The sequence below is a fragment of the Inquilinus sp. OTU3971 genome (assembly GCF_038440215.1).
In genome coordinates, this window is the sequence record NZ_JASATH010000034.1 from 40,516 (window position 1) to 49,687 (window position 9,172).

Consider the following 9,172-nt stretch of genomic DNA (forward strand, 5'->3'; position numbering starts at 1 on the left):
GTGAGCGACGCTGCCTTCGATCTCCGCCCGCGCCGCGACGCCGCTGCCCCGCTGGCCCTCGACTATGCCGATGCCGAGACGCTGATCGAGCTGCTGCGCCGCCGCGCCGCCGTGGATGACGGCGGGCCGGCGCTGCGCTTCCTGACCGACGGCGAGACCCTCGGCGACACCCTCGACTATCGCACGCTGGACCAGCGGGCGCGGGTGATCGCGGCGCATCTGCAGTCCGTGGCGGCGCCGGGCGACCGGGCGCTGATCCTGTTGAACAGCGGGCCGGATTACGTCGCCTCCTTCTTCGGCTGCCTTTATGCCGGGGTCATCGCCGTGCCGGCCTATCCGCCGGAGGGCATGAGCCGCCACCATGTCGAACGGCTGCAAGGCATGGTGGCGGATGCCGGCGCCCGCCTGCTGCTGACCGACCGGTCGCACCGCGCCTCGGTCGAAGCCCTTTGCATCGGCCGGGACGGCGTCGACGTGATCGCCGTCGACACCCTGTCCTCCACGTTGGCGGAAGCTCAGCGGCCGCATCCGACCGAGGGCGGCGACATCGCCTTCCTGCAATACACCTCGGGCTCGACCGCGAACCCGAAGGGCATCGAGGTCACCCACGCCAACCTGATCGACAACCAGCGGATGATGGTGCACGGCATCGGCGTCACCGCTGACGACGTGCTGGTCTCCTGGCTGCCGCTCTATCACGACATGGGGCTGATCGCCGGGCTCATCCTGCCCTTCTTCGCCGGCATCCCGCTGGTGCTGATGGCGCCGCAACATTTCCTGGCCCGGCCGGCGCGCTGGCTGGAGGCGGTCCACCGCTACGGCGGCACCATCAGCGGCGGCCCCGATTTCGCCTTCCGCCTGTGCTGCGATCGGGTCAGCGACAAGACGCTGGCCGGGCTGGACCTGCGGTCCTGGCAGTTCGCCTTCTGCGGGTCCGAGCCGGTGCGGGCGGACACCATGGCCGATTTCGCCGCCCGCTTCGCCCCGGCCGGCCTGCGCCGCGAGACTCTGGCCCCCGCCTACGGCCTGGCCGAGGCGACGCTGACCATGTCCTGCAGCCCGCGGCCGCACGCTTATGTCACGCTGCGCGTCGACCAGGAGGCGCTGGCGGCGCACCGGGTGGTGCCGAGCGGTCAGGGCATCGAACTGGTCAGCAGCGGTCGACCGATCCGGCCGCACCAGCTGCGCATCGTCGATCCCGAGACGCTGGAGTCGCTCGGCGAGGGCGCGGTCGGCGAGGTCTGGGTGACCGGCGGCAGCGTCACCCGCGGCTACTGGCGCAACCCGAAGGCGACGCGCGAGGCCTTCCTCGATCGCGGCGAGGGCGTCTGGCTGCGGAGTGGCGACCTCGCCTTTCTGCACGAGGGCGAGCTGTTCATCACCGGCCGGCGCAAGGATGTGATCATCATCCGCGGCCAGAACCGCTACCCGCAGGATATCGAGAAGGCCGTCGAGGCCGGAGTGTCGGGGATCCGCAAGGGCCGGGTCTCGGCCTTCGCGGTCGAGCATGACGGCCGCGAGAGCATCGGCGTTGCGGTCGAGATCGGCCGCGCCACGCAGCGCAAGGTGGCGCCGGAGGCGCTGGTCGAGGCGATCGACCGCGTCGTCGCCGATGAACAGCAGGAGCCGGCGGCGCTGGTCGCACTGCTCGAACCCGGCACGCTGCCGAAGACCACCAGCGGCAAGCTGCAGCGCTCCGCCTGCCGCGATCGGCTGGCCTCGGGCGAGTTGCAGGCCTGGCACCTCTACCGCCGCCCGTCGGCCGGCGACGGCGCGCAGGACCGGGAGCCGCCGCGGGACGGGACCGAGCAGCGCCTCGCCGTGATCTGGACCGAGCTGCTGGATTGCGGCCCGATCGGCCGCGGCGACCAGTTCCTGGCCCTCGGCGGCCATTCGCTGCTGGCGATGCAGGCGATCGACCGGATCCGGGCCGAGTTCAGCGTCGAGCTGCCGCTGCGCGAGATCTTCGCTCCGCGCAGCCTGGCCGAGCTCGCCGCCCGGCTGGACGCGGCGCCGCGCCAGGCGCCGGAGGCCGGGCTGCCGCCGGTCACGGCTGTGCCGCGGCAGGCGGAGATGCCGCTGTCTCTGGCACAGCAGCGCCTGTGGCTGGCCGAGCGCCTGGCCGGGGAGGCGGCGCGCAGCGCCTACAACCTCACCGGCCAGCTGCGCCTGACCGGCCCGCTGTCGCGGCCGGCGCTGGACCGTGCCCTCGCCGGCCTGCTGGCGCGGCATGAGATCCTGCGCACCGCCTATCCGGAAGATGCCGACGGCGTGCCGGTGGCTCGCGTCGACGCCGAAGCCATCCTGTCGCTGCCGGAGATCGACCTCTCGGCGCTCGACCCGGCCCGGCGCGAGGCGCGGCTGGCCGAGATCGAAGCGGAGGAGGCGCGGCGACCCTTCGACCTGGCGGCGGCACCGCTGCTGCGCGCCACCCTGCAGCGGCTGGGCCCGGCAGAGCACAGCCTTCTGCTCGGCCTGCACCACATCGTCGCCGACGGCTGGTCGATCGGCGTGCTGATCGACGATCTGGGCGCGCTGTACCGCGCCGCGCTGGAGCACGGCCCCGCCGACCTCGCGCCGCTGCCGGTGCAGTATCTCGACTACGCGCTGTGGCAGCGCCGCCTGCTGCAGGGCGAGGGGCTGGAGCGGCAGAAGGCGTTCTGGCGCGACCGCTTGGCCGGCGTCCCGCATCGGCTGGAGCTGCCGGCCGACCATCCGCGCCCGGCCGTGGCATCCCAGGCCGGGGACAGTGTTCGGTTCAGCCTGCCGGGCCCGCTGGTCGCGCGGCTTGAGGCGCTGGGCCATGCCCGCGGCGGCACGCTGTTCATGGTGCTGCTGGCGGCGTTCGAGGCCCTGCTGCACCGGCTGACCGGCGCCACCGATTTCGTCGTCGGCACCGACGTCGCCGGCCGGCCGCGGCGCGAGCTCGACCGGCTGGTCGGCTTCTTCGTCAACGTCCTGCCGCTGCGCGCCCGGCCGGCCGCGGCGCTGCCCTTCGCCGAGCTGCTGGACCGGGTGCGCGAGGACTCGCTGCAGGCCTTCGAGCAGCCGCTGCTGCCCTTCGACCAGATCGTCGAGGCCGCCGGCACGGCGCGCGACCGCGCCCGCAACCCGCTGGTGCAGGTGCTGTTCGTGCTGCAGAGCGCGCCGCGCGGCCGCTTCGGCGTCGACGGCCTGACGGCGGAGCTGCGGCCCGCCCAGGCCCACGGCTCGAAATTCGACATGGCGCTGTTCCTCGACCCGCTCGGCTCCCGCGCCGCGCAAGGCCTCGAAGGCGAATGGGTCTTCGCCACCGACCTGTTCGCCCGGCCTCGGGTCGGTCGGCTGGTGGCCGCCTGGACCGCGCTGCTGGAGCAGATCGCCGAAACCCCGGACCGCTCGCTGAGCGGCTTCACACTTCCCTCACTGGAGGAGTCCGCGATGTCGTCGTCCGCGTCGCCGTCCGAAACCACCGCCCGCATGGGCGCCAAGCTGGACAAGCTGAAGAAGTTCGCGTCCCCCGCGGCCCGACCGGCCGCCGCCGCGCCGGCGCGCGAGCTGGTGCGGACCTCGTCGCTGACCCCGGGTGCGATCTTCCCGCTGGTGGTCGAGCCGGCCAGCGCCGATCTCGACGCCGTGGCCTGGGCCGCGGCGCATCGCGACCAGGTCGAGGCCTGGCTGCGGCGCCATGCCGGCCTGCTGTTCCGCGGCTTCGGCCTGACCACGCCGCAGGAGTTCGAGGCCTTCGCCGAGGCGCTGCAACCCGGCCTCTACGGGTCCTATGGCGACCTGCCGAAGAAGGAAGGCGGCCGCAACACCTACCGCTCCACGCCGTATCCGGAGCGGAAGATGATCCTCTATCACAATGAGAGCTCGCACCTGCCGCGCTGGCCGCGCAAGCAGTGGTTCTTCTGCGAGCAGCCGTCGCCGGTCGGCGGCGCCACCCCGATCGTCGACTGCCGCGAGATGCTCCGGCGCCTGCCGGCGGAGCTGGCGGAGCGCTTTGCCCGCCTCGGCCTGACCTATGTCCGCACCTTCACCGAGAATCTCGACGTCGACTGGCGCGACTTCTTCAAGACCGACAGCCGCGAGGAGGTCGAGGCCCGCTGCCGCGCCGCCGGGGTCGATTTCGCCTGGATCGGCCAGGATGAGCTGCAGACCCGCACCCGCTGCCCGGCGGTGATCACCCATCCGCTGACCGGCGAGCGCTCCTTCTTCAACCAGGTCCAGCTGCACCACACCCGCTGCCTCGACGCCGATGTGCGCGAGGACCTGCTGGCCATGGTCGGGCCGGAGCGGATGCCGCGGCAGGTGTTCTACGGCGACGGCTCGCCGATCGAGGACGAGGTCATGGACCTGATCGGCGAGCTGTACGAGGCCTGCGCCGTGCGTTTCGACTGGCGCCGCGGCGACGTGGTGATGCTCGACAACATGCTCGCCGCCCATGCCCGCGACCCGTATGAGGGGCCGCGCCGCATCGTCGTGGCGATGGGCGACATGGTCGACCGCAGCAGCCTCGGCGACATCGGGCAGGGGGGCGCGCGATGACCGACCTCGCCCTCTCCGCCGGGGCGGAGACCTGGCCGCTCGGCCCCGAGCAGCGGGTCGCCACGGAGCATCCTGAGGCCGCCTCCATCCTCGTCGTCGGCATTGCCGGCGATCTGGACGAGCCGCGGCTGCGCGCGGCGCTGCTGCGGGTGGCCGGCCGGCACGAGATCCTGCGCACCGCCTTCGTCGCCGTCCCCGGCTTCCGCGGCCTGCGCGCCCGGCCACTGGAGGCGCCGGCGGAGCCCGCCTGGTCCGTGCTCGACCTGCGCGGCCGAGCCGACGCGGCTGAGGCCATGGCGATGGACCTGGCGGCGCAGAAGGGCTTCGATCTCGGCTCCGGCCGGACGCTGCGGGCCATGCTGGTTCGCCTGGGCGACGCGGTATGGCGCCTGGCGCTGCTGGCCTCGCCGCTGGTGGCCGACCGTGGCGCGCTCGACCTGATCCATCGCGCCCTGCGCGACGAGTACGCCGGCGCCGCCGTCCCGGCGAATGAGGACGGCGTCGCCTACGCGCAGTACGTCGAATGGCGCGCCGAGATGGCGGCCGACGAGGACGCCGCCGAAGGCCGCCGCTACTGGCAGGACCATCTCGGCCCCTCGGCGCCGCCGGCATTGCATCTGCCCTATCGCTGTCCCGATGCCGGCGCGGTCACGCCGGCCAGCCGCGAGGCCGTGGTCGACACTGCCGTGGCGCAGCGGCTGACAGATCTTGCCGCCGCGCGCGGCATCAGGCTCGACGCTGTGCTCCAGGCCGCCTGGTGGGCGCTGCTGGCCCGCATCGCCGGGCGGGCCGAGCTGGTGGCCGGCTGGCAGCATGACTGCCGCCGCGACTATGACGCCTTCGCCGAGACCGTCGGCCCGTTCGACAAGGTGTTGCCCTTGCGGCTGGCGGCCGATCCGGCCGAGCCCTTCGCCGCCTTCCTGGACCGGCTCGCGCCGGTGCTCGACAGCCACCGCGGCTGGCAGGAGCATTGGCCGGTCGAGGCGCCGGGCCGCAGCGACCATCTCGTCGCCGGCTTCTGGGTCACCGGCCCCGCGGCCGATGGCGGCGCGTGGCGCCTGGTCTCGGCGGACGGGCCGCAGCCCTTCGAACTGGCGCTGCGGGCCGATCTCGCCGAAGACGGCAGCCTGCGCGCCGTCGCGTTGCATTGGGACGGCGACCGCTACGACGATGCGGCGATGGGAATCCTGCTGGAGCAGGTCGTGACCCTGCTGTCCGAGCTGCCGGACCAGTTGGACACGCCTCTCGGCACCCTGTCGCCGGTGGGCGACGCGGAGCGGGCGCGGCTGCTGGGCTTCGACGCCACGGCCGAGGCTCCGGCACCCGGCCCGTCGCTGCCGGCGCTGATCGCCCGATGGGGCCGCGAGACCCCGACGGCGCTGGCCCTGGCCGGCGGCGGCATCACCCTCGACTATGCCGGGCTGAATGTGCGGGTCGACGGGCTGGCCGCCTGGCTCGTCGCCCATGGCGTCGGCCGAGAGACCGTGGTCGCGCTCGACATGGCGCGCTCGGCCGACATGGTGGTGGGGCTGCTCGCCGTCTGGCGCGCCGGCGGCGCCTATCTGCCGCTCGACCCGCAATGGCCGCAGGCGCGCCGGCAGCTGCTGCTCGACCAGGCCAAGCCGGTGCTGGTGCTGACCGACGCCGCCGAGCCGGTCGTCTCCGACACCGTGCCGGTCCACACGCTGGCCACGGTGCTGGCGGAGCCCGCCTCGGCGGCGCTGCCCGACTTCGGCGACGATGACCGCGCCGCCTATGTGCTGTTCACCTCCGGCTCGACCGGCACGCCGAAGGGCGTGGTGATCGAACACGGCCAGCTCCGCACCTATGTCGAAGCCGTGAGTGAGGCGCTCGGCCTCGCCGGCTGCCGGCGCTTCGCCCTGACCTCGACCGTCGCGGCCGATCTCGGCAACACCGTGCTGTTCGGCGCGCTGCGGCATGGTGCGTGCCTGGCGGTGGCGGACGAGGCCGAGATGGCCGACGGTGCCGCCTTCGCCGGCTTCCTGCGGCGGCACGACATCGACTGCGCCAAGCTGGTGCCGTCGCATCTGGCGGCGCTGCTCGACGTGCCGACCCCGGTGCTGCCGGCCACGCTGATCCTGGGCGGCGAGGCCACGCCGAAGTCGCTGGTCGACCGGATCCTCGCGGCGGCGCCGCAATGCCGGGTGTTCAACCATTACGGCCCAACCGAGACCACGGTCGGCGTGCTGGTGCATGCTCATGACCCCTCGGCCCCGGCCTGGGCCGGCGAGGCCCTGCCGCTGAGCCGCCCGTTGGCCGGCAGCGAGGTACTCGTGCTCGACGCCGCGGGCCGTCTGGCGCCGACCGGCGCGGTGGGCGAGCTCCATATCGGCGGGGCGCAGCTTTGCCGCGGCTACCTGCATGGCGACCCGGCCGGCGTCTTCGTCGACCACCCGTTCCGCGAGGGCCGGCGGCTCTACCGCAGCGGCGACCTGGCCCGGCACCTGCCGGAGGGCTCCCTGCAGGTCGTCGGCCGGGCCGACCACCAGGTGAAGATCCGCGGCTTCCGGGTCGAGCCGGGCGAGGTCGAGGCCGCGCTGCAGGCGCTCGACGGCGTCCAGCAGGCGGCGGTCGTGGTCCATCGGCCGGAAGGCGGGGAGGCACGTCTGATCGGCTTCGTCACCCTGGCCTCGGGTGAAGGCGACGCCGCGGGGCTGCGCCCGGCTTTGGCCGCGCGCCTGCCCGGCCCGATGGTGCCGGCTCAGATCGTGGCCTTGGACCGGATGCCGCGCCTGGCCAACGGCAAGATCGACCGCCGCGGCCTGCCCGATCCGGCGACCCTGGCCGAGACCAGCGCGAAGGTGGCGCCGCGTGACGCGGTCGAGACCGTGCTGCGCCAGGTGGCGGCGGAGCTGCTGGAGCGGCCGGCCGAGGCGATCGGCGTCACCGACGACTTCTTCGACATCGGCGGCAACTCGCTGCAGGTGATCAAGCTGGTCGCCCGCATCCGCAAGCTGTTCCAGCTCGAGGTGCCGCCCGGCATCGTCTTCGACCATCCCAGCATCGCCGCCCTGGCCCAGGCGCTGCGCGGCCATGCGGCGCCGGGTCGGATCGACCAGATCGCCACCCTCCGCCTCAGCCTCGACGGAATGAGCGAGGCGGAGCGGGCGGCGCTGCTGGAGAAGGCGCGGCAGGCCAAGGCTCCTTGAGCAACATGAACGACATCGACAACGACGCCCTGCTCGCGCTGCTGCTGGACGACGAGACGTCGGATCCGGATGCGATCCGCCCGCGCGACAGCGGGGCTCCGGCTCCGCTGTCCTTCCAGCAGCAGCGCCTGTGGTTCCTGCAGCACTACGATCCGGAGGGCGCGGCCTACAATTCGGTCCGCGCGCTGCGGCTGCGGGGGCGGCTGGACGTGCCGGCGCTGGAAGCCGCGTTCCGCCGCCTGGTCGAGCACCACGCCGTGCTGCGCACCCGCTTCGAGGGCGGGGAGGGCGACCCGCGGCAGGTGGTGCTGCCGCAGGTCGATGTCGCGATCGAGCACGCCGTGCTGCCCGCGGCCGAAGCGCCGGGCGCTGAGCAGGCGCTGTCCGCCTGGCTGCAGGCGCGGGTGCGCCGGCCCTTCGACCTCGCCCGGCCGCCGCTGCTGCGCGTCGTCCTGGCCCGGCGCGGTGAGACGGCAGGTGGCAATGGGGGGGACGGCGACTGGGTGCTGCTGCTGGTGATGCACCACATCGTCGTCGACGCCTGGTCCGCCGCGGTGCTGGTGCGCGACCTCGCCCAGGCCTATGGCGAGGCGCTGCGCGATCCCGCCCGCCGGGGCCGGCCGCTGCCCGCCCAGGCGCTCGACTATGCCGATTACTCCGCCTGGCAGCGCCAGCGCTTCGCCGGCGACCGCCGCGATCAGGCTCTGGCGCGGTGGAAGGAGTATCTCGGCGGCGACGTGCCGGTGCTGGCGCTGCCGACCGACCGGCCGCGCGACACCGAGGGCAACCGCCCCGGCGGCCGCATCGATTTCGCGCTGCCGCCGGACCTGGCCCGGTCGGTCCAGACCCTGTGCCGGGAAGAGGGCTGCACACCCTTCGTCGTGCTGCTCGCTGCGTGGCAGCTGCTGCTCGGCCGCCTCTCCGGCCAGTCGGATTTCGCCGTCGGCGTGCCCAACGCCGCGCGCGGTCGGGCCGAAATCCAGGATCTGCTCGGCTTCTTCGTCAACACCCAGGTCTACCGCGTCCGGCTCGACCCGCGCCTCAGCGTCCGGGCGCTGTGCCGCCGGCTGCGTGGCGAGGCGATGGCCGCCCTCGACCAGGCCGACGTGCCGTTCGAGCTGCTGCTGGACGGGCTCGGTATCGCCCGCGACGCGCGGTACACGCCGCTGTTCCAGTCGCTGTTCAACTTCCGCACCACCCGCGACGCGGCGCTCCTGGCGCTGGACGGGGTGACGGCCGAGCTGATCGACATCGACACCGGCAGCGCCCAGTTCGACCTGTCGCTGGACGTGGCGGCGGACGGTCGCAGTATCGACTGCCAGCTCGAATACGATGCCGCGCTGTTCGACCGCGCCACTGTGGCCCGCTGGAGCACCCATCTCGTCACGCTGCTGCGGCAGATGACGGTCCGGCCGGAGGTCCCGGTCGAAGCCCTGTCCCTGCTGGCGGAGTCGGATCTCGCGCAGCTGGCGGCG

General features: G+C 73.5%; 3 protein-coding genes. All 3 read left to right on the forward strand.

What is annotated here, in order from left to right; translation table 11 throughout:
• Positions 1 to 4,527 (forward strand): condensation domain-containing protein, encoded by a 4,527-nt coding sequence (locus AAHM41_RS11475; RefSeq protein ID WP_342236667.1) that lies wholly within the window; start codon positions 1 to 3, stop codon positions 4,525 to 4,527.
• Positions 4,524 to 7,697 carry a non-ribosomal peptide synthetase gene (locus AAHM41_RS11480; RefSeq protein WP_342236668.1) on the forward strand — a complete coding sequence of 1,058 codons (3,174 nt, stop codon included), beginning with the start codon at positions 4,524 to 4,526 and terminating at the stop codon, positions 7,695 to 7,697. The genes AAHM41_RS11475 and AAHM41_RS11480 overlap by 4 nt, the downstream gene beginning before the upstream one ends.
• A 5-nt stretch (positions 7,698 to 7,702) precedes the next feature.
• Positions 7,703 to 9,172, forward strand: a 1,470-nt coding sequence (locus AAHM41_RS11485) for a condensation domain-containing protein (RefSeq protein ID WP_342236669.1), incomplete at its 3' end; no start/stop codon positions are given.